Consider the following 24275-nt stretch of genomic DNA (forward strand, 5'->3'; position numbering starts at 1 on the left):
GGATCGGCACAGGTGGGGCAGTGGGGCGTACGGGACAAGTGGGGCACCATTCGCGTCGCCCAGAGTTCACCTTGGAGACAGGGCCGATTCATACGGGGTGCCGGTCCCCGTCGCGTTCCGGCCGCACCGTGGGAGCGTGGGGTCAGAGCCCCGGCATCGTATTCAGGGGCTGGCCCTGGCGGCACGTACTCAGAGAGGGAACTCCATGCGGGACGCGTACCACGAGGAACTTGACTCGATCGGCGAAGGCCTGGTCGAGATGGCCCGCCTTGTCGGGTCTGCGATCGGGCGCGCCACGACGGCCATGCTCGACGCGGACCTGAAGCTCGCCGAGAGCGTCATCGCGGCGGACCAGAAGGTCGACGACCTGCAGCACGACCTGGAGGCGCGGGCGATAGCCCTCCTCGCCCGCCAGCAGCCCGTCGCGACGGATCTGCGGATCGTGGTGACCTCGCTGCGGATGAGCGCCGACCTGGAGCGCTCCGGCGACCTGGCCCAGCACGTCGCGAAGCTGGCCCGGCTGCGCTTCCCGGAGCTGGTCGTCCCGCACGACCTGCACGCCACGATCCTGGAGATGGGCCAGCTCGCGCAGCGCCTGATGGCGAAGGCGGCGGAGGTCATCGTCACGAAGGACATCGACCTGGCCCTGCAGCTGGAGCAGGACGACGACGAGATGGACCAGCTGCACCGCACGCTGTTCCAGCACCTGATGGACGACCGCTGGAAGCACGGCATCGAGACGGCGGTCGACGTCACCCTTCTCGGCCGCTACTACGAGCGCTTCGCCGACCACGCGGTGTCGGTCGCGAAGCGCGTGGTCTACCTGGTCACGGGCGAACACGCGGACGAGCTCCAGCCGCCTACGGGGCCGGAGGTGGCGGGGGCCTAACAGGTCTTCGCGGTTGGCGCTTTACGGTTGGCGCTTTACGGTTGGCGCTTTACGGTTAGCGCTTCGCGGTTCAGCGCTTGATAGTTCAGCGCTTTACGGTTCAGGGGGCCTGCCTTTCGGGGCGGGCCCCCCTGCCGTTTCTGTCCCGTCCCGCCTCCTTCCCGCCTCCTTCCCGCCTCCTTCCCGCCTCCTTCCCGCCTCCTTCCCGCCTCCTTGCCGCCTCCTTGCCGCCTGCGCCCCTGGCTCCCCACCCACCGCGATCCGGCCGCGCGCCGTCGGATTGCCGCCAACGACCCGCAACTCACCTGCTGTTCCAGCCTGCTCCGGCTACACAGGAGTGGTCGGGACAACCTTGGGTGAAGGGGAGGGTCGGCCGGGTGGAGCTGACGATCAACGTCGCGGTCCTGCTTGCCGTCGTCATCGTTCTGCGGCTGCGCCGTCGCACCGAGGCCAGGAGCCGCAAGGACGAGAAGCTGACCGTGGCCATCGTGCTGGTCTTCGGAATCCTGATCGCCCCCACGGCGTTCGGCCGGAGCATCCTGGACGTGATCGGCGAGATCACGCAGGGCATCACGGGTTCGTGAGGCCGGACCGGTTCGTGAGGGCATCACGGGTTCGTGAGGGCGGACCGGTTCGTGAGGGCGTCCGGGCAGGCCGCATGAGCAAGGCCCCCTTGCCCACGGCGACCGTGGGCAAGGGGGCCTGAAGACCGCTCGGGCTACTTCTTCTTGCCCTGATTCTTGACCGCCTCGATCGCCGCCGCGGCCGCCTCCGGGTCGAGGTAGGTGCCGCCCGGGTTGACCGGCTTGAAGTCGGCGTCCAGCTCGTACGAGAGCGGGATGCCCGTCGGGATGTTGAGGCCCGCGATGTCCTCGTCCGAGATGCCGTCCAGGTGCTTGACCAGGGCGCGCAGCGAGTTCCCGTGGGCCGCGACCAGGACCGTGTGGCCGTCGAGCAGGTCCGGGACGATGCCGTCGAACCAGTACGGGAGCATGCGTACGACGACGTCCTTCAGGCACTCCGTCTGCGGGCGCAGCTCCGGCGGGAGCGCGGCGTAGCGCGGGTCCTCGAACTGGGAGTACTCGGCGTCGCGGTCGAGCGGCGGCGGCGGGGTGTCGTACGAGCGGCGCCACAGCATGAACTGCTCCTCGCCGAACTCCGCGAGGGTCTGCGCCTTGTCCTTGCCCTGCAGGGCGCCGTAGTGACGCTCGTTCAGGCGCCAGGAGCGGTGGACCGGGATCCAGTGGCGGTCCGCGGACTCCAGCGCGAGCTGCGCCGTGCGGATCGCGCGCTTCTGGAGCGACGTGTGGACCACGTCGGGCAGCAGGCCGGCGTCCTTGAGCAGCTCACCGCCGCGGACCGCCTCCTTCTCGCCCTTCTCGTTGAGATTGACGTCCACCCAGCCGGTGAACAGGTTCTTCGCGTTCCACTCGCTCTCGCCGTGGCGGAGGAGGATCAGCTTGTACGGTGCGTCGGCCATGTGTCCGAGCCTAATGGAAAACAGATGGCGCGCCGCCGGGGCCCTGCGTAATCTGCGCTAGCCGCAATCACCACTTACGCGCCGGGGGCTCGCCTTGTCTGTCGCTTCACTCCGTAAGGCCGTCAGGGAGAGCGTCTCCGGCCTGCCGCGCGAGTTCTGGTGGCTGTGGACGAGCACGCTGGTGAACCGGCTGGGCGCCTTCGTCGCCACGTTCATGGCGCTCTATCTGACCCTGGAGCGCGGCTACTCCGCCTCGTACGCGGGTCTCGTCGCCGCTCTGCACGGGCTCGGCGGGGTCGTCTCGTCGATCGTGGCGGGCGTCCTGACGGACCGGATCGGGCGGCGGCCGACGCTGCTCGTCGCGCATGTGTCGACCGCGCTCTCGGTGGCGCTGCTCGGCTTCATGCAGGACCCGGTGGCGATCGCCGCGGTGGCGCTCCTCGTCGGGATGGCGTCCAACGCCTCGCGGCCCGCGGTGCAGGCGATGATGGCGGACATCGTGCGCCCCGAGGACCGCGTGCGGGCCTTCGCGCTCAACTACTGGGCGATCAACATGGGGTTCGCGCTCAGCTCGATGGCGGCGGGCTTCATCGCCGAGTACAGCTACCTCGCCGGGTTCCTCGGCGAGGCCGCCCTCACCCTGGCCTGCGCGATCCTGGTCTTCCTGAAGCTGCCCGAGTCCCGGCCGGTGGAGAGCACGGGGGACCCGGGGGCGGACGACAAGCGCGTCGGCCTCGGCACCGTCGTGCGCAACGGCCGCTTCATGGGCGTGGTCGGCCTGTCCTTCCTGATCGCGCTGATCTTCCAGCAGGCGTACGTGTCGCTGCCCGTGGCGATGGGCGCGGACGGCTTCTCCAGCTCGGACTTCGGCGTCGCGATCGCCGTCAACGGCGTCCTGATCGTGGCCCTCCAGATCCCGGTGACGCGCTTCATCGAGCACCGCGATCCGCGCCGCCTCCTGGTGATCTCGTCGCTGCTCGCGGGGTACGGCTTCGGCCTGACCGCCTTCGCAGGGTCGCTCGGGGTGTACGCCCTGACGGTGTGCGTGTGGACCCTCGCCGAGATCGTCAACGCCCCGACGCAGACGGGCCTCGTCGTCCGCCTCTCCCCCGTGCACGGCCGCGGCCGCTACCAGGGCATGTACACCCTGTCCTGGGCCGTGGCCGCGCTTGCCGCGCCACTGCTCGGCGGCCATGTCATCGACCGGTACGGCGCCGAGTGGCTGTGGGCGGGCTGCGCCGTGGTCGGCACGGTGGCGGCGGTGGGGTACGGGGTGCTGATGCGGGGGCTGCCGGCGGAGGACCCGAAGGCGGAACCTGTTCCGAGTCCGCTGCGACCGTCCGACCCCACGAATCCGGTGCAGGAACCCGCGGAGACCGGGCCACAGGCCCCCGCGAATCCGGGTGCCGTGAAGGGGAGGATCTGACCGGTCAGTTCGGCAGGGCCGCCGAGCCTGGCCGATCAGCAGGCACTCCGACGATCACCGCACTGCTTTGTGCGCGACGGGCGGCGCCTTCGGGGCCGTACCCGACGTGACGGGCAGATCGCGCGGCGGCTCGTGGCCCCCGCACGATGCATGCATCGACCTACCCACGGACTTGGCCGACCAACGCAAGACCTGTTGAGCGGCACTCAGCCGACGGCTGCACCGGACGGGACTGACGGGACAGGGTGAACGGATCCGAAGCACCCGGCATCCCGCCGCCCCCGGCGTAGCGTGGAAGGCGAGACCTACGCGCAGGGGTGGCCATGCAGTTCCACGAAGAGCCCAGCATCGGGGACCGAATCGCCCGGCTGCGGGCACGCCGCAAGCTGACGCAGGAAGGGCTCGCGGAACGCGCTGGCGTATCCGTCGATGTAGTAAGGAAGTTGGAGCAAGGGGTGCGGCAGACCGCCCGCCTCAGCACCCTCAACTCCTTGGCCCGAGCCTTGGATGTCGAGCCATCCGCGCTGGTCGGCCAACCCGTTACGTTCGAGGCTCGCAGCGAGCAGGACCAGCCGTCGGTGCTCGCCTTACGTCAGGCAGTGGCGCCGGTGTCCGATCTGCTCAGCGCGGGACCGGACCCTGACCCGGAGGAACCGCCGGACATCGCCGCGCTGCAGGCTTGCCTGCGTTCAACCGAACGCATCCGACGCGAAGGCCGCATCGGCGAAATCGGTGCCGTGCTCCCCCAGTTGATCCGTGACGCGAAGAACGCGGCGCACGCGTCGAGCGGCAACGAATCCGCTGCGGCCTACTCCGTACTTGCCGAGGCCTACCAAGTCGCCGCAACCACACTCACAGCGCTGGGCAAGGAGGATGTGGCCTTCACAGCCCTCGAACGCGCAATGGAGGCGGCCCGCAGGGGGAATGACCCGCATCTGGAAACGGTCGGGATCTCCAGCCTTGCCTGGGTACTCACACGGCAGGGCCGCCTTGAGGACGCCGAGCACGTGTCTGTGACGACCGCTGAACGGATCGAGCCGGGGTTCCGCTCCCAGCCGGTCGAGCTGGCCCTGTGGGGTGTTCTGCTGCTCCGCGCGGCAACCGCTGCGGTCCGCCTCGACCGGCAGGAAACCGTCCAGGAACTGCTGAGCCTGGCCGGTGCCGCCGCCGCCCGCATCGGCACCGATCGGCTCGACTACGCAACGCCGTTCGGTCCGACCAACGCGGGCGTCGCCAAGGTCAACTTCCTTGTGGAGATGGGCCGGAGTGCCGAGGCGCTGAGCGCGGCCCGACTCGTTCCCGACCTGGCTTCGCTGCCTCCCACATGGCGTGCGCGCTTCCACGTCGACCGCGCTCTCGCCCACTCCGACCTGAACAGAGATGAAGACTCCCTCAAGGCACTGATCGTCGCTGAACGGACCGCGCCTGAGTGGATGCGCTACCACTCCACGAGCCGACGCCTGGTGACCGAGCTCAGGGGCCGGGAGCGCCGACGCACTTCCCCTGTCACCGAACTGGCCGATCGCCTGCGCGTCGACGACTAGGACAGGCCGTCCTAGTAGCGGCAGAGAGTCGCACATGACGTCACTGTTCGTGCCGAAACGACCTCCCTAGCGTTACAGCACCGCCCGACACGGCGGACCCCCGCGACCGCGTCAACGGCCCGGGGGCATGGCCCACCTGACGAAAGCAGGTAGACGTGTCGCACTGTATCGCTCTGGTCGTCGGAGCCCTCTGCGAATGGTTGTTGAAACTCCTGTTGCCGCCGCGCGGGCGGCATCGGGCGGCGGTCGGATTCCCAGCCCCGAGCCCGGCCGAACCGGCCTGGCCGCCCTGCCCGACCTGCGCGCGGCTGGACGCGGACCGGACCCCCGGCCTCCCGCCCACCAGACCACGCCACCCCCGCCGGCCCGGCTCAGCAGCCACCAAGCCCCGCCACACCCCGAAGCGAACTCCCACCTCGTACGCCCTTACGTCCTCTCCCCCACCGAGCAGGACCACCGCAAACGACAGCAACAGCAACAACGCGCGCGGCGCCGTGCCCTGTGGCTGGCCGTGCACGGCGTCGACGTCGGGCCCCGGCGGATTCACGGCGTGGAGGTCGCGGCATGACGCAGCACGCGAACGGACAGCCAGGGACCGCCAGTTCGGCCCGACCGCAGATCCGCCTCCTGCCCTGGTGCGGCCTCGGCGGCAAGCCCGCCTACCTCGTCACCGACGACCACGCCCACAGCCGCCTCTCCCGCCTCGCCGACAGCATGGAGGCCGTTCAGCTCGGCATGGGTACGGAACTCCTCGGGCACGCGGAGGCGCTGCTCGGCGAGCCCAAGGCGGACGCGAGCGAACTGCGGTTCCTGTCCGCCCGGCTCGTGGAAGCCCTGCGCGACGCCCTCCGAGTGGCGGACAGCCGCGGCGCCAGGCTTCCCGTACCGGAGACGACAGACGAGGCCCGGACGCACCCGGAGCACCCCCGCACCCCACCTCACATGACCTGATCACCCACATCTCCCCTCCCGTCCCCTCCCCTCCCCTCCCGCACAATGGTCCGACCGAACAGCGGGGGCCGCACCGATGGTTCGCCGTCATCGACGCGGGCGCCCGCGAGGACCGGGAGGGGCACGGGGTGCAGGGCGTGACGCGCTGGGAGGCCGAGCGGTCAGGCTCAGGGCCGGCGGGGTTCAAAGAGCCCGAACCCGAACCCCCTCGCCGAAAGCCTCAGTTGCCGCCCGGCTGGGTCAGATGCGTGAACGCCTCAAGGTTGCGCGTGGACTCGCCGCGCGAAACGCGCCACTCGTACTCCTTGCGGATCGCCGACGCGAAACCCAGCTCCAGGAGGGTGTTGAACGCGCCGTCCGCGGCCTCCAGGACCGAGCCGAGGAGGCGGTCGATCTCGGCCGGGGTGACGGCGGCCAGCGGCAGCTTGCCGGTCAGGTAGACGTCGCCGAGGCGGTCGACCGCGTAACTCACCCCGTACAGCTTGAGGTTGCGCTCCAGGAGCCAGCGGTGGACGCCCTCGGCGTTCTCGTCCGGGTGCCGGATGACGAACGCGTTCAGGGACAGCGAGTGCCGGCCGACGATCAGCGAGACCGTCGTGGACAGCTTGCGCGTGCCCGGAAGCTTCACCACATAGGTGCCGGTTTCCGGCGACTCCCACTCCAGGTCGGCGTCCTTGAGGGCGCTCTCGACGACCTGCCGCGCCTCGGCGCCGCCCAGCTCTGTCCCGGGTGTCTCAGCCATGGTGCGAGCGTACGCGACCACGGCGTTCCTGCATCGCGGCCGTGTACACGTCCGCCGTGGCCGACGCCGCCGTGCCCCAGCCGAAGGCCTGGGCGTGCCGCGCGGCGGCCCGGCCCATCCGGTCGGTCAGCTGCCCGTCGTCCGCGAAACGCTCCAGCACGCGCGCGTACGCCGCCGGGTCGTGCCCCTCCACGAGGAAGCCGCTGACGCCGTCGCGCACCGCGACCGGGAGCCCGCCCACCGAGGCGGCGATCACGGGCGTGCCGGCCGCCTGCGCCTCTATGGCGACGAGGCCGAAGGACTCGTTGTAGGAGGGCATGACGAGCGTGGAGGCGGCCCGGAACCAGTCGGCGAGCTGGTCCTGCCCGACCGGCGGCCGGAACCGCACGACGTCCGCGATGCCGAGCCGCGCGGCCAGCTTCTGGAGGCCCTCCGGCTTGGCGAGACCGCTGCCGCTCGGCCCGCCGACCACCGGCACGACCAGGTTGCCGCGCAGCTCGGGCCGCCGGTCGAGCAGAACGGCCACCGCGCGGAGCAGCACATCGGGCGCCTTGAGGGGCTGGATGCGCCCGGCGAAGAGCGGGACAAGGGCGTCCTGCGGCAGCCCGAGGCGCCGGCGCGCGGCGGCTCGTCCGTCGCCCGGACGGAAGCGGTCCAGGTTGACGCCGGGGTGGACGACGGCGACGCTTCCCGGTTCGGCGGCGTAGTGCCGGACGAGTTCGTCGGCCTCTTCGTCGGTGTTGGCGATGAGGCGGTCGGCGGCGCGCACTATCTGGGTCTCGCCGATCACACGCGCGGCGGGCTCCGGAGTGTCGCCCTCCGCGAGCGCGGCGTTCTTGACCTTGGCCATGGTGTGCATGGCGTGCACGAGCGGCACGCCCCAGCGCTCGGCGGCGAGCCAGCCGACGTGGCCGCTCAGCCAGTAGTGCGAGTGCACCAGGTCGTAGTGGCCGGGGCGGTGGCCTGCCCAGGCCTGCATCACACCGTGCGTGAAGGCGCAGAGCTGTGCGGGCAGCTCCTCCTTCTTCAGGCCCTCGTACGGGCCCGCGTCGACGTGCCGCACCAGGACGCCGGGTGCCAGCTCCACCGTGGGCGGCAGGGCGCCGGTGGTGGCGCGGGTGAAGATCTCCACCTCGACGTTGATCTCGGCGAGGCGCTTGGCGAGCTCCACGATGTAGACGTTCATGCCGCCGGCGTCGCCCGTACCCGGCTGGTGCAGCGGCGAGGTGTGCACGCTGAGCATCGCCACCCGGCGCGGCCTGCGGTGCCCGCCGGGGAAGCGGAGCCGCGGGGGTGTGCTGCCGGTGAGGCGTTCGCTGAGCCGGCTCACGTACTGGCTCACCTGGCGGTCCTCCTAGCGGCCCCTGGCACGGGCCTCCTCGCGGCCCCTGGCACGGGCCTCCTCGCGGCCCCTGGTGCGGGCCCGCTGCGGGCATGACGGCACGGGCGTGCGTACGGCGCCCTTCAGAACGGGGAACATCGGAAGACCCGCCTCCATTTCCACTTTGCCAAACCATTACGAATTCGGGCTCAACCCACCTCTTCCGGGCCGGGAGCCTCCCCTTCCGGGCGGGCAGCCTCCCTTCCGGGCCGGACTCGCCCCTTCCGGCCCGGGGCCCTCCCCCCCTTCCGGCCCGGCGCGATCGCCACACGCGCGGGGGCCGATACTGGTGGGCATGGCCGCCCGCACCGCCCCCTCACGCCCGGTGGGGACCGTCACCCGCGGGACCACCAACCCCAACCGCCTGCGCCGTATGGACCGCTGGATCGCGGCCGCACACGGCGCCGCCCTGCGCCGCGCCGACGCGCCGCTCGCCGTGGACCTGGGGTACGGCGCCGCCCCCTGGACCGCCGTCGAGCTCCTGCACCGGCTGCGCACCGCCGCCCCCGCCGTCGAGGTGGCCGGCATCGAGATCGACCCCGCGCGGGTGGCCGCAGCCCAGCCGTACGCGCGCGTGGGGCTGGTTTTCCGGCACGGCGGCTTCGAGGTGCCCACGGACCGGCCGCCGCACCTGATCCGCGCGGCCAATGTGCTGCGCCAGTACGACGAGGAACAGGTGGCCGCCGTCTGGGAACGGCTGCGCGCGCGGCTCGCCCCGGACGGGCTCCTGGTCGAGGGCACCTGCGACGAGATCGGCCGCCGCCACGTCTGGGTCGCGCTCGGCCCCGAGGGCCCGCGCACGGTGACGTTCGCGACCCGGCTCGGCTCCCTCGACCGCCCCTCCGACCTCGCCGAGCGGCTGCCGAAGGCGCTGATCCACCGGAACGTGCCGGGCGAGCCGGTCCACGCCTTCCTGCGCGACTTCGACCGGGCGTGGGCAGCCGCGGCGCCCTATGCCTCGTACGGGGCGCGGCAGCGGTGGATCCGGACGGTGCGCGCGCTGTCGGCGGACTGGCCGGTGACGGATCGCGCGGGGCGCTGGCGGCAGGGCGAAGTGACGGTGGCCTGGGGGGCGTTGGCGCCTCGCGGATGAATGCGGGTACGGACGGGGGCGGCTGGAGAGGCCGGTTCGCGGAGGCGGGAGGACGGGAAGACGGGAGACGGGAAGCGGAACTCGTAACTCCCGCCCCACCAGGGCCAGAGCCCCACATGAGTGAACCCGCGGGGATTCGGAACGCTGTTCGGGCGTCGTTCGTCGGACATGACGCGGGGATGGTGCGGGGAGGCGTTCGGAGGCGACTGGGCCGAGGTGTCCACCCGTACCTGTGCATACGCGTGTGCCTCTGTCGTATTGGGCGCGGGCGTGGCACCATCCCGGACGTGTTCGTAAGTTACTGACGAGCAATCAGTTCAGGGGGGAGCGAGCGTGACCGGCAAGCGAAGCTCGACCACGGCGGCCTTGGCCCTGGTGTGCGCGGCGGCGATCCTGGCCGCCCCGGGGACCGCGTACGCCGATCCGGCGCCGAAGGACCCCAAGCCCAAGGACACCAAGTCCCTGGAGCAGGTCCGCAAGGAGATGGACCGGCTCTACCACGACGCCGCGGTGGCCACCGACGCCTACAACGCGGCGGAGGAGAAGGCCGATCGGCAGTCCGACGAGATCGTGCGGATCGCGAAGGCGATCGTCGCGGGCCAGAAGAAGGTCGACCGCCTGAAGCAGCGCGCGGGCGCCGCCGCCCGCGCGCAGTACCGCAGCGGCGGACTGCCACCCCAGGCGCAGTTGATGCTGAGCGATGACCCGCGGCAGTTCCTCGACAACGCGGGCCGCCTGCGCCAGGGCCGGCAGGCCACGAAGGGACTCCTCGGCGAACTCGCGCGCACGCAGAAGGACTTGCAGCTCTACGCCGACGACGCCTCCGAGCGCTGGCGCGAACTCGACGCCAACCGCAAGGCGAAGGCCGAGGCCAAGAAGGAGGTCGAGGCCAAGATCAAGGCGGCCGAGAAGCTGGAGTCCAAGCTGGAGAAGGAGGAGCGCGAGCGCCTGCTGCGCATGGAGCAGGAGGCGGAGTACGAACGCCAGGCGGCGTGGCTCGACTCCGGCGCGCTAGACGAAATCTCCGGCAAGGCCAGCCGCAGCGGCAAGAAGGCCCTCAAATACGCCACCGCCCAGATCGGCAAGCCCTACGAATGGGGCGCCGAGGGACCGGGCTCGTACGACTGCTCAGGGCTCACCTCGGAGGCCTGGATCGCCGCCGGGAAGACCATTCCGCGGACCTCACAGGAGCAGTGGAAGCAGCTGCCGCGCATCGACATACGGGACATGCGCCCCGGGGACCTGATCATCTACCACGAGGACGCCAGCCACGTGGGGATGTACATCGGGGACGGAGCGATCGTGCACGCGCCGCGGCCGGGACGTGACGTGACGATCGCGGGTGCGGGCTCGATGAAGATCCTCGGGGTGGTGCGGCCGGACAAGTAGGGCGCTTCGGAGGCGTTTCCTCCCTCCTCGATGCCTCGGTCCGCGTGACCTGGCGCACGTGAGTCGGCATGCGTGACCTGGCGCACGTGACCTGCGGCACGGAAGCAACCCGGGCGGCGTGATGTTCGTCATTCCCTCGGGGGCCCACTCCGGTCCAATTGCGGTACGGGATGCGGCAAATGGAACGGCACACGGCACCCGCTGTTTGCCGATCGCCATTCCAAACGGGCGGTGGCTACCGCTAAGGTCCCCGTCGGCGGTACGTCGATCCACGTGCTGCCGCGCCCTCGGGGGGAGGGAAGGAAAACCACACGATGCCCGTACCCATACCGCGGCAGCGAGCAGTCCCGGCCGCGGAAGGTGGTCAGGCGCAAGCGTTCCCGGCGCAGACCGGAACCGAGACGTTCCCGGCACAGGCCGGAACCGAGACCGGCAGCGGACTGACGCTGCTCGTGATCGAGGACGACCCGGCCGAGGCGCTGTCCGTGCCGGAGCTGCTCGACGCCGCAGGCAAGCCCATCCGTATCCGTACCGCCCGCAACCTCACCGAGGCCGAGCGGCTGCTGACCGACGACGTGCACTGCATCCTGCTCGACCTCGCGCTGCCCGCTCCGAGTGCGCCGGGCGCCGGCCACGGCGAGGACGAGCTGGCGACGCTGCGGCACGTCCTGCAGCTCGCGCCCCGGCACGCCGTGCTCGCGCTCACCGCGACCGGCGACATCGGCCTGGCCGGAGAGGCCGTACGAGTCGGCGCGCAGGACTACCTGTTCCGCGAGGAGCTGGACGCCCGGCTGCTGAGTCGCGCCATTCGCTACGCAGTGGAGCGCAAGCGGGCCGACATCGCCCAGCGGCAGCTCACCGAGTCGCGGCTGCGCGCGCAGGAGAACGCCCGCCTGGAGCGGGGCCTGCTGCCCACGCCGCTGCTCGACGGCTCGCAGCTGCGGTTCGCCGCGCGCTACCGGCCGGGCCGCTCCCGGGCGCTGCTCGGCGGCGACTTCTACGACACGGTGCGTACGCCGGACGGCACGGTGCACGCCATGATCGGCGACGTCTGCGGGCACGGCCCGGACGAGGCGGCGCTCGGCGTGGAGCTGCGGATCGCCTGGCGGGCGCTGACCTTCGCGGGCCTGAGCGGGGACGACCTGCTCTCGACACTGCAGCGGGTCCTGGAGCACGAGCGTCCGGACGAGGAGATCTTCGCGACGCTCTGCACGGTCGACATCTCGCCGGACGGCCGCCGCGCCGGGCTCTGCCTGGCCGGCCACCCCTCGCCGCTGATCGCCCGCCCGGGCCGCCCGGCGGAGCTGCTGCCGTACGAGAGCGGCGGCCCGGCGCTCGGTCTGCTGCCGCGTGCCCGCTGGCCGCGTCAGCAGGTGGAGCTGGGCGGCGAGTGGAGCCTGATGCTCTACACCGACGGCCTGATCGAGGGCCGGATCGGCCAGGGCAACCAGCGGCTCGGCCAGGACGGCATGGTGGAGATGGTCCGCCGCCAGGTGTCCGACGGGCTGCGCGGCGAGGATCTTCTGGAGGCGGCCGTCAGTGAGGTCCGGGACCTCAACGGTGGTGAGCTGACGGACGACGTGGCGGTGCTGCTGCTCGACCGGGACGGGCGGTAGGCCGCCCTCGTCCGGTTCAGGTGCTGGCGGCGGCGGTCACCGGAGCCCCGAGGCCCACCGCTCTCACCGGAGCCCCGAAGCCGCCGCATTCACCGGAGCCCCGGAGCCGCCGCACTCACCGGAGCCCCGAAGCCGCCGGAGTCACCGGCCGCCGTTGTACGGCCCGTACGGACCGTCGCTGCTGCTGCCGCGGCCGCCGCGGCGGCCGCCGGTGACCTGGCTGAGCGCGGGGCGTACGTCGACGAAGAAGACGATCGTGGCGATCAGGCCGGCGATCTGCAGCAGCAGGCCGAGGCCGGGAATGCCGATCAGGTTCACCAGCACCGCGATGCCGAGGATGATCAGCCAGAAGTTCTTGGTCTGCTTGCCGGCCGCGACGTAGGCGTCCGGGCGGGCGAGGGCGGCCATCACCAGAGCGACCGCCGCGAGCACGAGCATGGCGATGAAGAGCAGCCCCACGAAGCTCGCGAAACCTGACATCAGCACGTTGCCCACCACCTGATCCGAGTCGTCTCTACTCCGGCAACCGTACCCGGACGGGCGGTCGCGATACCCGTAGAACGCCCCGGGCACTCGCTGAGTGCCCGGGGCGTTCCCGTACGTACTGGCGTGACCGCCGTACTGGCGTGACCGCCCGTCCTCGCGCCTACTTCGCGGGCGGGGTGGCCTTCTTCGCCGTGGCGGTCTTCTTGGCGGGGGCGGGCTTCTTCGCCGTCGAGGTCGTGGCGGCCTTCTTGGCGGACGCCGACTTCGACTCGTCCTCGACCGCGACGGGCTGCGCGGCAGGCTTAGGCTCAGCCGACTCGGCTGAGTCGGCCACCGGAGCCTCGACCGCGGCGGCGATCTCCTCGATCTCGTCGGCCGCCTCACCGCGCCAGACCCGGACGGTCTGCTCGCCGTGCTCGGCGACCTCCTCGTACTTCTCCCGGGCCTTCACCGCGTACTCGGCGGCGACGCCGACGCCGCGCAGGGCCAGGCCCTGGGCGGTCTCGCCGAACTTCTTGAGGTCGGTGTCGAGGCTGCCGAACACCTCGCTGACCTTGGCCTGCAGGCTCTCCTGCGCCTCCTTGGCGACGGCCGTGGCCTTCTCCTGGACCTCCTTGGGGTCCGTGGAGCGCACGGCCTCGAAGCGGGCCGGGGCCTCGGCCTGGAGCTTCTCGATCAGCGCGGGGACCTTCTTGGCCTGCTGCACCGCGAGGTCGGCCGTACCGGCCGCGAAGTAGAGCGGCTTGGGGTCGCTGAAGGTCTTGCGGATGTCATCGGTGATGGCCATGCCTGAGGTCCTCCGGTCAGGGTGAGGGTTTGGTGGTGGTGGTGCTGCTGCCGTCGGCCGTGCGGGGGCCGTCATCGGCGGTGTCCGTTTCGGCGCTGTCCGTTTCGGCGCTGTCCGTTTCGGCGATGTCCGTTTCGGCGATGTCCGTTTCGGCGATGTCCGTTTCGGCGATGTCCGTTTCGGCGCTGTCGTCCTTCGTCTCGAATCCGTTCTCCTTGCGGAAGGACTCGTAGATCTGCAGCAGTACCTGCTTCTGCCGCTCGTTGATGGTCGGATCGGCAAGGATCGCGGCGCGCGTCTCCACTTCGTCGCGGTCACGCTCGTCGAGGATCCCGGCCTGCACGTACAGCGTCTCGGCGGAGATCCGCAGGGCCTTGGCGACCTGCTGCAGCACCTCGGCACTCGGCTTGCGCAGCCCGCGCTCGATCTGACTGAGGTACGGGTTGGACACCCCGGCGGCGTCGGCGAGTTGACGCAACGACAGCTGCGCGTTGCGCCGCTGCTCGCGCAGGTACTCACCGAGGTTGCCGACGTTGAGCGATGCCATGCGTCGATGGTGCAGCATCTGCGCTAACTATTGCAAGCAGGCGCTTGCAATAGTGTTCCGCGCCACGGGCCACGGCCGTGGCGCGTACGGTCTTCAGCGGAAGGCGGCACCATTGTCGGACGCCCATTGCCGGAACGATCTGGCCGCGGTCCCGGTGATCCGGGGGACGGTGTCGCGCACCTTCAGCAGTTCGTCGTTGACGTCCCCGCCCATCAAGTCGAGGACGGCAGCCGCGGTCTCGTCTCCCAGGAAGGAAGCCATCTGCCGGTGGGCTTCCTCCCGGCTGATCTCCATGCAGGCCACCTCCCGCCCCAACGCTGCAGCGATGGCCGCGACCTGCCGTCGGGCCGAGATGCACTCCGGCCCGGTCAATGCATACGTCTGCCCCTGGTGACCCGGCTCGGTCAGCGCCGCGCGAGCCACCGCCGCGATGTCCGCAGGGTGGATGGCCGGGAGACCGATGTCCGCATACGGCGCTCGGACCACGCCCTGATCGCGAATCGACTGCGCCCACCACAGGGTGTTCGAGGCGAACTGCGTCGGCCGCAGGATGGTCCAGGCCATGCCGCTGTCCTTGAGCAGCCGCTCGACAGCCAGGTTCTCGGCGGCCGCGGGCAAATGCGGATGAGTCTGCACCGTGATCGACGACACGAGCACCACATGCTCCACGCCTGCCTGCCGGGCAGCCGCCAGGATCTCCGCTTCCGCACCCATACCCGACAGCAGGAACAGGGAGCGCACTCCCTCCAGCGCGGCCTTCAGGGAATCCGCCTGCGCGAGATCGCCCTCAACGGGTTCGATCCCTTCAGCGAACGAGGCCCGTCCCGCATCACGAGTCAGACCTCGCAGCGGTGCGGCGCCCGCCGCGTGCAGCTCCGTCAGCAGAGCACTTCCGATTCTCCCGGTCGCGCCGGTTACGAGGATCATCGCCGTCTCTCCCTGTCGTCCTCTTGCTGTCGTCAGCCGGTGATCACGTTCCAGGGACGCTAAGACCTCAACCTCACTTGGGGTCAAGGAATCAGCCCCACTGCCTCAGGTTGAGTGAGAAGCCATGCCCCGATCTCCTCGAAGTCCGCCTCCGCGAGCCCGAACAGCGCGTCGATGCGATGCCCGCACCCGCCCCCGGAAACGGACCCTCAGAACGGCAACGGACCCTGAGAACAGCAACGAACCCTCAGAACGGCAACGGCCGGCTGTGCACCACATCCAGGCGGGACACCGCGCGGGTCAGGACCACATAGAGCCTCGCCAGGCCCCGCCGCTCCGCCTCCACCACCGCCGCGGGTTCGACGGCGACGACATGGTCGTACTCCAGACCCTTGGCCACGGACGCGGGCAACACCGCGAGCCGGGCGCCGAGTTGATCCGGAGAGGCCGGGGACAGACCCGCGCCGGCGAGTGCGGCGTGCAGGGCGGCCGCGCTCACCGGGCCCTCGTCGGGCGCGATCACGCCCACCGAGCCCTCCCGCCCGAGCGCCTCCCGCACGAGCCGTACCGTCGCGTCGATCACCCCGGCCCCGTCCACCGCCTCCTCGGTGCGCACCTGACCGTCCGCGCGCAGGGACCGGGCGGGCGGTACGTCGACGTCGAGGGCGGCGAGCAGCCGGTTCGTGACCTCGACGACCGCCGCGGGCACCCGGAATCCGACGGTCAGCGGCGCCAGTACAGCATCGGGCCGGCCCAGGTGCCCGAGGAGTACGGGCCACGCGCGGGCCGCCCACGGCGTGGTGCCCTGGGCCAGGTCGCCGAGGACGGTCAGCGAACCGTAGGCGGAGCGGCGGGCGATCGCGCGGCACTCCATCGGGGAGAGGTCCTGCGCCTCGTCGACCACGATGTGCCCGTAGCCCTGCGGATGCTCGATCAGCCCGGCCACCTCGTCGAGCAGCACCAGGTCGGCCGCGCTCCACCGGGCGGACTTGTACGAACGCGGCACCTTCGGCCACAGCAGGCGGCGCTGCTCCTCCGCGTCGAGGACACCCTCGGCCGCCCGTCCCAACACCCCGGCGTCGGCGAGGAGTTCGGCCACGACCTGCTCGGGCGTCACCTTCGGCCAGACCTCGTCCACGAAGGCACCGAGAGGCCGGGCCCGGCCGGTCCGCTGCAGCCAGGACTGCGGGCGCGGCCCCGCGCGGCGCTCGGCCTGCTCCTGGATCAGCCGCACGGCCCGCGTCCGGACCCGCTCCCGCCCGACGGCGTACGGCGGCTGCTCCGCGCGTACGTCCTCGACGATCCGTTCCAACTCCGCGCGCCCGATCCGCCAGCGGTACGAGCCGTCCGGTACGGCAAGGGAGCCGGCGGGCGGGCGCACGCGCGCGTACAGGGCGTTGCGCAGCACCCGTGCCATCCGGGCGTCGTGTTTGACGACCGCCGCCCCTTCGCTGTCCGTGCCGCGTACCGGCTGCCGGGCGAGCTCGTCCACGACGGTGGACTGCCGCACTCCGCCCTCACCGAGCGCGGGCAGCACCTCCGCGATGTACGACAGGAAGGTGCGGTTGGGCCCGAGCACGAGCAGCCCGTTGCGCTGCACGCGCTGCGGGTGGGTGTAGAGCAGGTACGCGGCGCGGTGCAGGCCTACCGCGGTCTTGCCGGTGCCGGGGGCGCCCTGCACGCACAGCGAGGTGCCGAGGTCGCGGCGGACGAGGTCGTCCTGGTCGGGCTGGATGGTGGCGGCGATGTCCCGCATGGGGCCGACCCGGGGCCGCTCGATCTCACCGGCGAGGATCATCCCACTGCCCGGCCGTTCGTCGTCGAGGTCGCCGTCGAGGTCGTCGCCGAGGTGTTCGTCCTCCAGGCCGGTGAGGTCGCCCGGCTCCCCCGTGCCGCCCGGGGCCCAGCCGAAGCGGCGCCGGACGCGCACGCCCTGGGGGTCGCGCGGGCCCGCCTGGTAGAAGGCGCGGGCGACGGGGGCGCGCCAGTCGACGACGAGGGGCGGGCTCGCCGGGTGCTCGGTGATGCGCAGTCGGCCGACGTGGTAGCTCTGCCCGGCGTGGTCACCGGCGTCCCGCTCCCCCGACGCGAAGTCCAGGCGGCCGAAGAACAGCGGCCCGGGCGGGAGTTCACGCATCGCCTTCGCGTCACTGCGGAACCGGCGCCCCAGGATTTCCGCGTCCGCTCCCGACGCGGAGACGTCCTCGCCTGTGACGACCTGCTCCTGCGCGCCTTCGGCCATCGCGGCAAGGGCGGCCCGGCAGGCGTCGTGGTACGCCCGCTCCTGGTGGAGGGCTCGGTCGAGGGCGTGGTCGGGGTGGCAGTCGGGGGCAGGGGCGGCACGGAGTCCGGGGTCAGGGTCGAGGGCGCGCATACGAGCGAGAATAACGTAACCGAGTAACGTTTGTGACCGGGATGCGTTTCACCGCGTAAGCTGTCCTCATGAGCCGTACGCCCCCTCCCCCGGCACGCCCGGTCCTGCCCGCCGACACCGGGAGCGGGCTGCGCGAGCGCAAGAAGCAGCGGACCTACCAGGCGATCTCCGACGCCGCGATCGCCCTCTTCCTGGAGAAGGGCTTCGAGAAGGTGTCGGTGGCGGAGGTCGCGGCGGCGGCGGAGATCTCCAAGCCGACGCTCTTCCGGTACTTCCCGGCCAAGGAGGATCTGGCCCTGCACCGGCTCGCGGACCACGAGGACGAGGCGAGCCGCGTCGTCACGGGGCGCGCCCCGCAGCAGTCCCCGCTGGACGCGCTGCGCCGGCACTTCCTGGCCGGCCTGCGGCTGCGCGACCCCGTGACGGGCCTCAGCGACGAGCCCGAGGTGCTCGCCTTCCACCGCCTGATCTACGGCACGCCGTCCCTGGTCGCCCGTCTGTACGCGTACCAGTCCCGCGCCGAGGAGTCACTCGCCACCGCACTCGGCGGCGACGACGGGGCGCGGCTCGCGGCCGGTCAGATCGTGGCCGTCCAGCGCATCCTGGCCGAGGCCAACTGGCGGCGCATCGCCGCCGGAGAACACGCCGCCGTGCTCTACCCGGACGCGGTCGAGGCCGCAGAACGCGGATTCGGCCAACTCCGTTCGGGGCTCGGGGCGTACGCGTGAGAACGGGAAGCCAGACCTCCCGGGGAGACGGTCCCCAGCAGGACGGGGAGACGGTCCCTAGCAGGACGGGGAGACGGCCCCCAGCAGGACGGGGAGACGGCCCCCAGCAGGACGGGGAGACGGCCCCTAGGAAGCGTCCGCCGCGCCCGGACCCCGTTGCCGCGCGATCAGCGCCGCCACCCCGTCGAGTACGCACCCCAGGCCGAACTCGAAGTCCTCGTCCGCTCCGCCCTCCGGTCGCTCCAGGACGCCGGAGTCGAGGAGCCGTGTGACCGCCGGGTGGCTGTCGCGGTCGGTGAGGGCGGTGAGGGTGCGGCGGTAGCGGGTCATGACCTCGGCGGAGGTGCGGCCGCCCGCCACGATCGCGGCGTCCAGGTCGGACATGAGCATGGCCTCGTTGCGGACGAACCCGCCGACCAGCACGAGCACCCCCAGCTTGGCGCCCTCGTCGAGCCCGGTCCCGTCGAGCGCCGCGAGCCCCTGCTCCATCCACGCCACCGACCTGGGGCTCGCGGGCGGGCCCGAAATCGGGATGCGCAGGATCCACAAGTTGTCGAGGAAGACGGCGCGCTGGGCCCGCGCCCAACGACTCAGCCCGTCACGCCAGTCGCCGCCCGGCTCGGGCGATTCCGGCGGCGCGGGCATGACCGCTTCCTGCATCAGCACGTAGAGCTCGTCCTTGGCTCCGACGTACCGGTACAGGGACATCGGCGAGACGCCCAGCTCCTTGGCCACGCGCCCCATCGACACCGCGCCCACCCCGTCGGCCGCCGCGACGCGCACGGCGGTGCTGACGATCCGGTCCAGAGTGAGGCCGGGCTTCGGGCCCTTCGCCGGGCGCTCCCGCAGCCCCCAGGCCGTCGCGAGGCTCGCGGGCAGTCCCGTCCGCTCGTCCTCCGTCGTCATCCCGCGCCTCCTTCCCGGCCGCTTGACGCACATCCTAGTTCTGCGTAACCCTTACACAGTACTGCGTAGGCCTTACGCAGAACGGGAGGAGTGAGAACCCATGTGCCCTGCCCCTGGCCCTGCCTCTGGCCCTGCCCCTGCCCCACCCGCCATCCGCGCCGTCGGCCTGCGCAAGGCGTACCGGGACGTCGAAGTGCTCCGCGGCCTCGACCTGACCGTCCCGCGCGGCGCCGTGCACGCCCTGCTGGGCCCCAACGGCGCGGGCAAGACCACCGCCGTCCGCATCCTGGCCACGCTCACCGAGGCCGACGCGGGCAGCGCGACCGTGGCCGGCCACGACGTCCGCGCCGAGCGGTCCCGAGTACGCCGGGCCATCAGCCTCACCGGCCAGTTCGCCGCCGTCGACGAGATGCAGACCGGCGCCGAGAACCTCCGGATGATGGCCCGCCTCACGCCGCGCGCCGGTGCCGGGACGTCGAGGAGCGCCCGCACCGGCCGGGCCGCCGCCCGCGCCCGCGCCGCCGAACTCCTCGACCGTTTCGACCTGTCGTACGCGGCCGACCGGCTGGTCAGGACGTACTCCGGGGGCATGCGGCGGCGGCTCGACCTGGCCGCCTCACTGGTCGGGCAGCCCGAGGTGATCTTCCTGGACGAGCCGACGACGGGCCTCGATCCGCGCAGCCGCCAGGAGTTGTGGACGGTGGTCCGCGACCTCTCGGCGCAGGGCACCACGGTGTTCCTGACCACCCAGTACCTGGAGGAGGCCGACCGCCTCGCGGACCGGATCTCCGTCCTGGACGGCGGGACCCTGGTCGCCGAGGGCACCGCCGACGAGCTGAAGCGGCGCGTCGCCGACCACCGTCTCGACGTCGTCGTCACCGAGGCCGCGTACCACCGCCTCGCCCCGCAAGCCGCGCACCGCACGCCCGAGACCCGGACCCTCGGCTTCCCCACGGGCGGCGGCGCCCGCGAGGTCCGGGCACTCCTCGACGCGCTGGACCCGGACGGCACCGGCATCGAGCGGTTCGCGCTGCACACGGCCACCCTCGACGACGTCTTCCTGACGCTGACCCGTACGACACCGGCCCCGGCCCCGGCCCCGGCCGGACAGAGAGCCGAGGAGCCCAGCCATGTCTGAAGCCGCCCTGTCCGGAGCCTCCGAGGCCCTGACCATGACCGGCCGCTCCCTGCGCCTCAGCCGCCGCAACGTGGACGCGCTCATCACCGCCCTCGCCCTGCCGGTGCTGCTGCTCCTGATCTTCGTGTACTTCTTCGGCGGGGCCATCGACACCGGCACCGGAACGTGGTACGTGACGTACGTCGTCCCCGGCGTCCTGCTGCTCTGCGCCGGGTTCGGCGCGGCAAGCACCGCCCAGGCCGTCACCGAGGACCTCAAGGGCGGCATCATCGACCGCTTCCGCTCGCTCGACATCGGCGGCACCCCGATCCTCGCCGGGCACGTCCTGGCCTCCACGGCCCGCAATCTGCTCGCGACGAGCCTCGTCTTCGCCCTCTCCTTCGCGATCGGCTTCCGCCCGGCGGCGAGCCCGGCCGGCTGGCTCGCCGCGATCGGGCTGCTCGTCGCCTACATCACCGCGCTGTCCTGGCTGTCCGCCGCCGTCGGCCTGCTCGTCAGGTCCCCGGAGGCGGCCGGTGGTTTCACGTTCTTCATCAGCTTCCTGCCGTACCCGAGCAGCGCCTTCGTCCCCACGGACACCATGCCGCCCTGGCTCCAGGGCTTCGCGACCTGCCAGCCGGTCACCCAGGTCATCGAGGCGGTACGCGGCCTCCTCCTCGGCCAGCCGATCGGCGCCACGGGCTGGGTGGCACTCGCCTGGTGCGCGGGCATCACGGCGGTCGCGACGACGGCGGCGGGGCTGCTGTTCCGGCGCCGGGTGCTCGCCTAGACGACGTCTAGGCGAGGGAGTCCAGGGAGCCCCGGGAGTCCAGGGAGCCCCGGGAGCCCCGGGAGCCCAGGGAGTCCAGGTTGCTCAGCCAGTCCCGCAGGGCCGCCTCGGCGTCCACCTCGTCGGGCACCGTGGGGAGTTCGAGGGGCGCCCGGGCCGCGCGGAGCACGCGGACCAGCTTCGCCGCGGCCCGGGCCGACCCCGAAGGGTCCTCGGGGCGTTCCGAGAGCGTCATGGCCGTACGGATCACATCCGTGCAGACGGACTGGACGCACTTGAACGCGCGCAGCCGCGGCAGGTCGTCCTCGTACCCCTTCGAACCGCCCGGCAGGACCCGCTCGATCTCCGTGCACCAGCGCTCGACGACGCTCCGCTCCTGGTCGGCCGGGTAGCGCGTCAGGTACAGGTGGGTCGCCAGGTCGTAGAGCGGATCGCCCAGCATCGCCAACTCCCAGTCGATCACCCAGAGCCGGTCGTCCCGGTCGACGACGAGGTTCTCCCGGTGCAGGTCCCCGTGGAGCAGGCAGAACGGGCGGGGCGCGAGCGTGCCGAGGCGCTCGGCGTACCGGCGGAGCGCGTCGTCGGGGACGCCGAGCGCGGCGAAGAGCGAGCCGTACGTGGCGTGCTGCGCGCGGTACACGCGGTGCTCGGCGAAGTGCACGAGGCGGCCGAGGAAGTACGTGGTGTCGCCGTCCTCCGCGCGGTCCGCCGGATCGCAGCTCCGCTCCACGTTCAGCAGGCCCGGCCGTACGGACCCCAACCCGCCGAAGACAGGCATGAGTTGATCGACATACCGCTCGGGCACCCGGCCGTCCGCGCCGGTCAGCGCGGCGAGCGTGCGGCCCTCGACGAACCGTTGCAGCCGACAGCCGCCGACCTCGCGCACCTCGGGCACCGGAAGCCCGACGGGGAGCTCGGCAAGGCCGCAGATCACGTCCTCCTCGGAGTGGAAGCACCGCCGGTCGGCGTGGAGCACCCCGGACCGGGGCTCCCGGATCTTCCAGCGGCCGTCCGCCCCCGGCAGCCGCAGGACGTAGGTCTCGTGGTGGTGGCCCATGAGCGGTCCCACGATGGGGTGGCCGCCGCCGAGGAGGGTGCCGGCGGCGTGCCCGGCGCGGTCGGAGCGATCTGCGCGGTCGGCACGATCGGCGCGGTCGGCACGATCGGCGGCCGGTTCGGCTGAGGACATGCTCCGCTCTCTTGCCCGAGGCGATGCCGGTGGTCAGTGGCGGTTCACGCTACTACCGCACCCGGCTGCGACCTGGCGCGGCAGCGGCCTTGTCGGCGCGGAGGAGGATCCCCAGTACGCGCGTACGAAAGCCGCCGGGCCCGCGGCAGTCACCCCTCACCCCCGCCCACGGCGACGCCCCGCCCCGCCCCGCAGCAGCGCTCCGGCTCACGCAGCTCTCCGGCTCACGCAGCTCTCCGGCTCACAGCAGCGCCCCCGCCCACACCGCCTTCAGCACGGTCCCGAGCGAGTCCACCACGTGCTCCGCCCCCGCGGAGCGCAGCTTCTTCCGGCGGAGCTCGTCCTGCCCGTACCCCAGGAACGCCACGCCCGCGTCGCGTGCGGCCAGGTAGTCCGCGGGGGTGTCGCCGATCATCAGCGTCCTCGACGGGTGCGCGCCGAGGGAGCCGAGCGCGCGGTGCAGACAGTCCGGGTCGGGCTTCAGCGCGTGGACGTGCTCGGTGCGGCGGCCGTGGATGTGCGGGCCGAAGCAGTCGGCGACGCCGCGCCCGTGGACGTAGTGGCGGGCGGCCTCGGGCGCGTTGTTGGTGGCGACGGCGAGCCGGGCGCCGGAGGCGTTCCAGGTGCGGATCAGCCGGTCCACGTACGGGGTGGGGAAGGCGCGCGCCGCGGCGTGCAGCTCCTCCTCGGTGAGCCTCGCCTCCAGGTCCGCCTCCAGGGAGCTGCCGGGGCGGGCGCGGTGCACGGCGCGCAGCACGGCGTGCGGGTCGGCGGAGTCCCGCTCGTCCGCCGTGAGGAGTCCGGCCGCACCCTGGTCCGTGAGCCAGGCGACGAGGTTGTCCACGACGGTCTGGGCGTCATGGTTCGCGTACAGACGGCAGATCGGGCCGTCGAAGTCGAAGAGAACGCACTCCGCGCGCGTGATCACCTCGCGCAGGTCCCGCGGGACCTGCAAACCCTGGGCGTTCTCGATCACTTGCCCCACCCGCCCGTCCGGCGCCGTATCGGAAGTCACCTAAGAGAGTGTCAGGGTACGGGCGATGGTGTTCCAGAGCGCGTCGAACCACTTCTGCGACTCGTCGACGAACGCCTCGTCGCGCTGCCCCGCGGGTCTCTCGAAGGAGAAGAGCAAGGACTGGGTGCCGAGCGCGTCGTACATATGGATCTTCTCGCTGTCGATCTCCTCCTCCCGCTTGGTCACCATGTAGTACGCGAGCAACGCCTCGGAGCCGTTGAGGAGATACAGCTTCATCGCCGGGGTGAACGGCAGGGCCCGGAACTCCACCTTGACGTCGATGCCGTGACTGGCCCGCAGGGCGCGGAGGTTGTGGCGCAGGACCTGGCCCTGGGCGTTGCGCTGGGCGAGCCAGCGGCTGTGCACCGGCTCGTCGACGGCCTCGTCCGCGGCGGCGGCGTGCTCGGACGGTTCGCCCGCGGGCACGGGGAAGGCGAGGTTGATGCGGCTGCTGGGGAGCAGGACGCGCACGCTGATCGATTCGGGGCGGATGCGGCCGTCGTAGATCAGCCGGAGGGGTTCGCTCAGGCCCATCATCAGCGTCTCGGAGGTCAGGCAGACCGCGTCGACGGTCACATGCTCGGCCTGGAAGGCGTCGACCAGGCGCGGGGCGAGGCCGACCATCGTGGTCTGCGGCTCCTCGTCCTGCCCCGGCAGGGCGACCTCCGGCGGGCTGCCCCGGGAGACGTTCACCAGCAGACCCTCCTGCGCGAGGGTCGCGAGCGCCTGCCGGACCGCGCCGCGCTCGACGCCGAACTCCTCGGCGAGCTTGGCCTGGGTCGGCATCCGGCTGCCCGCGGCCACGGCTCCGCTGCGGATACGCCGCCGGAGTTCGTCGGCTATGTCCTTGTGCGAGGGCTTTCTGCCGTTCACCGCCACGCTCTCCTGGGTCACGCCC

General features: G+C 71.8%; 23 protein-coding genes and 1 pseudogene. 12 read left to right on the forward strand and 12 right to left on the reverse strand.

What is annotated here, in order from left to right; all coding sequences use genetic code 11:
- Positions 1 to 205 precede the first annotated feature (205 nt).
- Both phoU and QIS99_RS18960 read left to right on the forward strand, forming a co-directional pair.
- Positions 206 to 889 carry a phosphate signaling complex protein PhoU gene (phoU, locus tag QIS99_RS18955; protein ID WP_282514718.1) on the forward strand — a complete coding sequence of 228 codons (684 nt, stop codon included), beginning with the start codon at positions 206 to 208 and terminating at the stop codon, positions 887 to 889.
- A gap of 377 nt (positions 890 to 1266) precedes the next feature.
- A complete protein-coding gene (locus tag QIS99_RS18960) occupies positions 1267 to 1473 on the forward strand; it encodes a hypothetical protein (RefSeq protein ID WP_282514719.1) in 207 nt (68 codons plus the stop codon).
- A 134-nt stretch (positions 1474 to 1607) separates the two neighbouring features.
- Here the strand turns inward: QIS99_RS18960 and QIS99_RS18965 are convergent, their stop codons facing one another.
- Entirely contained in the window at positions 1608 to 2369 is a 762-nt protein-coding gene (locus QIS99_RS18965; protein WP_282514720.1) for a phosphoglyceromutase, read from the reverse strand.
- Positions 2370 to 2463: 94 nt separating this feature from the next.
- Between QIS99_RS18965 and QIS99_RS18970 the strand changes: the two genes are divergently transcribed.
- The 3 genes from QIS99_RS18970 to QIS99_RS18980 all read left to right on the forward strand — a co-directional run bounded on the left by QIS99_RS18970 (position 2464) and on the right by QIS99_RS18980 (position 6290).
- On the forward strand, positions 2464 to 3795 hold the full coding sequence (locus QIS99_RS18970; protein ID WP_282514721.1) for an MDR family MFS transporter: 1332 nt from the start codon (positions 2464 to 2466) through the stop codon (positions 3793 to 3795).
- A 323-nt stretch (positions 3796 to 4118) separates the two neighbouring features.
- Positions 4119 to 5339, forward strand: a complete 1221-nt coding sequence (locus QIS99_RS18975; RefSeq protein WP_282514722.1) for a helix-turn-helix domain-containing protein — start codon at positions 4119 to 4121, stop codon at positions 5337 to 5339.
- 564 nt (positions 5340 to 5903) lie between these two features.
- Positions 5904 to 6290 (forward strand): hypothetical protein, encoded by a 387-nt coding sequence (locus QIS99_RS18980; RefSeq protein WP_282514723.1) that lies wholly within the window; start codon positions 5904 to 5906, stop codon positions 6288 to 6290.
- A gap of 220 nt (positions 6291 to 6510) precedes the next feature.
- Here the strand turns inward: QIS99_RS18980 and QIS99_RS18985 are convergent, their stop codons facing one another.
- Positions 6511 to 7032: a type III secretion system chaperone family protein gene (locus tag QIS99_RS18985; RefSeq protein ID WP_282514724.1), complete on the reverse strand. Its 522-nt coding sequence runs from the start codon at positions 7030 to 7032 to the stop codon at positions 6511 to 6513.
- On the reverse strand, positions 7025 to 8374 hold the full coding sequence (gene mshA, locus QIS99_RS18990; protein ID WP_282514725.1) for a D-inositol-3-phosphate glycosyltransferase: 1350 nt from the start codon (positions 8372 to 8374) through the stop codon (positions 7025 to 7027). The genes QIS99_RS18985 and mshA overlap by 8 nt, the downstream gene beginning before the upstream one ends.
- A 334-nt stretch (positions 8375 to 8708) precedes the next feature.
- Here mshA and QIS99_RS18995 point away from each other — a divergent pair, with 334 nt between their 5' ends.
- The 3 genes from QIS99_RS18995 to QIS99_RS19005 all read left to right on the forward strand — a co-directional run bounded on the left by QIS99_RS18995 (position 8709) and on the right by QIS99_RS19005 (position 12511).
- Positions 8709 to 9506, forward strand: a complete 798-nt coding sequence (locus tag QIS99_RS18995) for a methyltransferase domain-containing protein (RefSeq protein ID WP_282514726.1) — start codon at positions 8709 to 8711, stop codon at positions 9504 to 9506.
- Positions 9507 to 9839: 333 nt separating this feature from the next.
- A complete protein-coding gene (locus QIS99_RS19000) occupies positions 9840 to 10895 on the forward strand; it encodes a C40 family peptidase (RefSeq protein WP_282514727.1) in 1056 nt (351 codons plus the stop codon).
- Between the two features lie 314 nt (positions 10896 to 11209).
- Entirely contained in the window at positions 11210 to 12511 is a 1302-nt protein-coding gene (locus QIS99_RS19005) for a PP2C family protein-serine/threonine phosphatase (RefSeq protein WP_282514728.1), read from the forward strand.
- A gap of 141 nt (positions 12512 to 12652) precedes the next feature.
- On the opposite strand, the gene QIS99_RS19010 is transcribed toward QIS99_RS19005, so the two are convergent.
- On the reverse strand, positions 12653 to 12997 hold the full coding sequence (locus QIS99_RS19010; protein ID WP_282514729.1) for a DUF2516 family protein: 345 nt from the start codon (positions 12995 to 12997) through the stop codon (positions 12653 to 12655).
- 160 nt (positions 12998 to 13157) lie between these two features.
- Positions 13158 to 13784, reverse strand: a complete 627-nt coding sequence (locus QIS99_RS19015) for a hypothetical protein (RefSeq protein WP_282514730.1) — start codon at positions 13782 to 13784, stop codon at positions 13158 to 13160.
- A 21-nt stretch (positions 13785 to 13805) separates the two neighbouring features.
- Here QIS99_RS19015 and QIS99_RS32355 point away from each other — a divergent pair, with 21 nt between their 5' ends.
- A complete protein-coding gene (locus QIS99_RS32355) occupies positions 13806 to 14051 on the forward strand; it encodes a pentapeptide repeat-containing protein (protein ID WP_408909591.1) in 246 nt (81 codons plus the stop codon).
- Here the strand turns inward: QIS99_RS32355 and QIS99_RS19020 are convergent.
- From QIS99_RS19020 to QIS99_RS19030, 3 genes and pseudogenes are all read right to left on the reverse strand, one after another.
- Positions 13980 to 14331 (reverse strand): annotated as a pseudogene (locus tag QIS99_RS19020) (helix-turn-helix domain-containing protein); the annotation flags it as partial. The gene QIS99_RS32355 and the pseudogene QIS99_RS19020 sit on opposite strands and share 72 nt — an antisense overlap.
- 93 nt (positions 14332 to 14424) lie before the next feature.
- Positions 14425 to 15258, reverse strand: a complete 834-nt coding sequence (locus QIS99_RS19025; protein WP_282514732.1) for an NAD(P)H-binding protein — start codon at positions 15256 to 15258, stop codon at positions 14425 to 14427.
- Positions 15259 to 15505: 247 nt separating this feature from the next.
- On the reverse strand, positions 15506 to 17632 hold the full coding sequence (locus QIS99_RS19030; protein WP_282514733.1) for a HelD family protein: 2127 nt from the start codon (positions 17630 to 17632) through the stop codon (positions 15506 to 15508).
- Positions 17633 to 17700: 68 nt separating this feature from the next.
- Here QIS99_RS19030 and QIS99_RS19035 point away from each other — a divergent pair, with 68 nt between their 5' ends.
- A complete protein-coding gene (locus QIS99_RS19035) occupies positions 17701 to 18360 on the forward strand; it encodes a TetR/AcrR family transcriptional regulator (RefSeq protein WP_282514734.1) in 660 nt (219 codons plus the stop codon).
- A 126-nt stretch (positions 18361 to 18486) separates the two neighbouring features.
- Here the strand turns inward: QIS99_RS19035 and QIS99_RS19040 are convergent, their stop codons facing one another.
- The gene (locus QIS99_RS19040; RefSeq protein WP_282514735.1) at positions 18487 to 19266 is read right to left on the reverse strand and encodes a TetR/AcrR family transcriptional regulator; all 780 of its coding nucleotides are present in this window, start codon (positions 19264 to 19266) and stop codon (positions 18487 to 18489) included.
- Between the two features lie 100 nt (positions 19267 to 19366).
- Between QIS99_RS19040 and QIS99_RS19045 the strand changes: the two genes are divergently transcribed.
- Together QIS99_RS19045 and QIS99_RS19050 are read left to right on the forward strand one after the other, a co-directional pair.
- Entirely contained in the window at positions 19367 to 20404 is a 1038-nt protein-coding gene (locus QIS99_RS19045) for an ATP-binding cassette domain-containing protein (protein ID WP_282514736.1), read from the forward strand.
- Positions 20397 to 21173 carry an ABC transporter permease gene (locus QIS99_RS19050; protein WP_282514737.1) on the forward strand — a complete coding sequence of 259 codons (777 nt, stop codon included), beginning with the start codon at positions 20397 to 20399 and terminating at the stop codon, positions 21171 to 21173. Before QIS99_RS19045 ends, QIS99_RS19050 begins: the two co-directional genes overlap by 8 nt.
- A gap of 7 nt (positions 21174 to 21180) precedes the next feature.
- Here the strand turns inward: QIS99_RS19050 and QIS99_RS19055 are convergent, their stop codons facing one another.
- From QIS99_RS19055 to QIS99_RS19065, 3 genes are all read right to left on the reverse strand, one after another.
- Complete coding sequence (locus QIS99_RS19055) at positions 21181 to 22362, reverse strand: phosphotransferase (RefSeq protein ID WP_282514738.1); 1182 nt, start codon at positions 22360 to 22362, stop codon at positions 21181 to 21183.
- A gap of 241 nt (positions 22363 to 22603) precedes the next feature.
- Positions 22604 to 23377 (reverse strand): HAD family hydrolase, encoded by a 774-nt coding sequence (locus QIS99_RS19060; RefSeq protein WP_349017309.1) that lies wholly within the window; start codon positions 23375 to 23377, stop codon positions 22604 to 22606.
- Positions 23378 to 24271: a GntR family transcriptional regulator gene (locus QIS99_RS19065; protein WP_408909587.1), complete on the reverse strand. Its 894-nt coding sequence runs from the start codon at positions 24269 to 24271 to the stop codon at positions 23378 to 23380.
- Positions 24272 to 24275 lie beyond the last annotated feature (4 nt).

The organism is Streptomyces solicavernae (assembly GCF_029968095.1).
Lineage (GTDB): Bacteria > Actinomycetota > Actinomycetes > Streptomycetales > Streptomycetaceae > Streptomyces > Streptomyces solicavernae.